This window comes from Desulfovirgula thermocuniculi DSM 16036, from assembly GCF_000429345.1.
Lineage (GTDB): Bacteria > Bacillota > Desulfotomaculia > Desulfotomaculales > Desulfovirgulaceae > Desulfovirgula > Desulfovirgula thermocuniculi.
The window spans coordinates 1-2581 of the sequence record NZ_AUBR01000112.1 but is presented as its reverse complement, the minus strand read 5'-3'; the positions used below and the strand labels follow the sequence as shown (position 1 = coordinate 2581).

Genomic DNA, 2581 nt, shown 5'->3' with positions numbered 1-2581 from the left:
ATAATCGAGGCCATCGACTTCGAGCTGTACAAGGGTTATCCCGACAACACCCTGCGCCTGGGCAACGACATAACCCGCGCTGAGTTCGCGGCGGTTCTGGCCCGGTGCATCGACGTTTCCGGTGAACCCGGCCCGAACTGGTACGACTCGGCGGTGGACGGCCTGGTGAAGCTGGGCATCATCCCGGACAAGTCCGGCGACTGGGACGCGCCGATAACGCGGCTGGAGATGGCCCAGTGGCTCGGCAGGCTGGCCAGGGTGTACAACCTGCCCGAAAAGGACCTGGGCGCGGCCTTCAGCGACACCTACGACGAGGACGCTCTCAGAGCTGCCCGCGCGGGGCTGGTGAAGGGCGTGTCCGCGGGCGTCCTGGGCGCCGACCAGCACTTAAACCGCGCGCAGGCCGCGGTGCTGCTCTTCCGGGTGGCCAGGAGCGTGGACACGAATTTGCCGAGCGATGAAGAGCTGATCCAGGCCCGGAAGGAGGCTATAGAGGACGTTAACGCCAACATTATAGACTTCGAGGCACGGCGCAATTTGGACTTGGGATTCTACGACAAGCTACCCTACAAGCGGGTCACCAGGACGTACTTCGAGGCTGCACGAAGGGCCATGTATCTTACTAGGGATGATGGCAGGAAAAACCATCCGATAGTGAAGAGCGAAGTGCGGATAGCTGAAAAGCACAATTCTATTGCTTATGTAGTAACGATGTTCAAGAATGCTAATGGTGGTAAGGGTTATGTTCTGTCCCGTTTCAAGAAGATAGACGGCCGGTGGATGATGACGCAAAGCTCTTCGGTTGGGCAAAACGGGAACTTCGAGTACGACTTCCTGAAGAAGGTCGGCTGGTACGGTGTTCCCTTCCCGACTGACTTCTAGACTCTCGTCTTGAAAAGGAGTGGTGTGCTATGAGAAGAAAAGCCTTTCTCGGGGCTTTTCTCTTTTTGTCCGTTTTTCTGTTGCTGGTGGCGGTAACTCCGGCTTTGGCTACTGAGGAAGGGGGTTTCGTGGGTAAGGGTGATCCCCGCGACAGCCGCCACCCTAACTCTGACGGTGTTACCATGTACGTCCGCCAGGTGCCGGTTATCATCTACGACATGAGTGCGGTGCAGTTCGACACGGAGAAGACGGAGTACTACCTGGACAACGCCATGCTGGTGTGGGGCGAACTGTGGACGAAATCGGAGTGGCTCGACCCGGAGAACCCGGACTCGCGTTTCGGCTACAACACGCTTTTCATTCCTTACAGGGAGAGCATGAGTCCGGCATCTCCTTCCGGGAAAAACCTGGTGGCCGTGCCTATAGACCCCAAGGCCGCTGAAACTGCCGAAACTCAGAACATCAAAGAGGGATTGGTTACGGTGGTCGTCAACGGGGTGGCATGGGGCAAAGACTCAGTACCCGCACTGTTGATGGATGTGCCGCTCCCTTCCAGGGAAGCTTTTCTCGCCCAGGACGTTGGGGTGAACGCCGAATTAGCCCAAAGAGTAGCCAGCGTGCTCGGTCCGCCTGTGATCGGTGCTGATGGCGCTACCCAGTACTACCGCGCCATGAGCGCTTACGACCACGGGGCGCTGTATTATTACAGCATATTCCTTAACGCTGGTGACCAGAGCTTGAACTATGAGGCTGCCCACTATACACCGCCCTACTATGATGAGAAAACACCCACGGGTAAGGGCTTTTACCGGGGTCGCGAATGGTCGCAACCGCTTGAGAACAGCGGCAACCCCGGTGCGGTGCCGGGCATGATGACCGCCGTAATCGGCGGTTTCAACCTGAAGCTGACCGGGCCCACTGAGATTGTGGGTTTTCCGGGCGAAGAGAAGGAAGCCACCTTCCAGGCGGAGAGCGCGGCCTCGGCGGAAGTCGTGACCCAAATAGGCACAAAAAGGGAGGGTGAAGAGCAGTACCAGCAGGCTGTTGGTGGGCTTGTTCTCCCCGCCTGGGGAAAGGTGCCTGTTACGCTGAAATTTAAAGTAGAGGACAAGCCTTACAAAATTCGTGTTAAGATTAACCCTAATGAGTCTTTGCTGGAGTCCGATTACAGCGACAACTACGTGGACGTTGTGGTGAAGCCGCTGCCGCCCGACTTCTACATCAAGATCGACCCGCACCAGGCGAAGGCACAGCCGGGCCAGGAACTAACCTTTGCGGTGACGGCAGGACTGAAGTCGACCTTCCCGCAGCCCTGGAAGGCGTTGGTGAGGGCGTTCCACGTGGTTAACGGCGTGGAGTACCCGGCGCCGCTGACGCTTAACGGTGTGCCTGTTGCACCCGACCAGCCGGTGGAGTTCCAGCCCGGTGAGGAGAAGCAGGGCACGGTTACGGTGCACGCGCAGAACGTCGGCACGACCGTGGTGGTCAAGATAAACCCGGTGGACACGTCCGAGGACGCCGACTGGAGCGACAACCGGGACGAGGCGCGGATAATCACGCTGGTCGATGTTGCCGTGAAGGTTTGGCCCATCAAAAATCTCTATGTCATGAGCTGGTACTCCTCTTCGCTGACGCCGGGCGTGAACGTCCGGGTTTACCGGAAGGACTATGGCGAACCCGTACCGGTGAAGTTGACGGT

At 58.2% G+C, this 2581-nt stretch carries 2 protein-coding genes; both read left to right on the top strand.

The window, feature by feature from the left end:
- On the top strand, window positions 1-882 hold an 882-nt coding region (locus G454_RS0114975; RefSeq protein WP_027719219.1), incomplete at its 5' end, for an S-layer homology domain-containing protein.
- 29 nt (window positions 883-911) lie between these two features.
- On the top strand, window positions 912-2581 hold a 1670-nt coding region (locus G454_RS19655; protein WP_035108106.1), incomplete at its 3' end, for a hypothetical protein.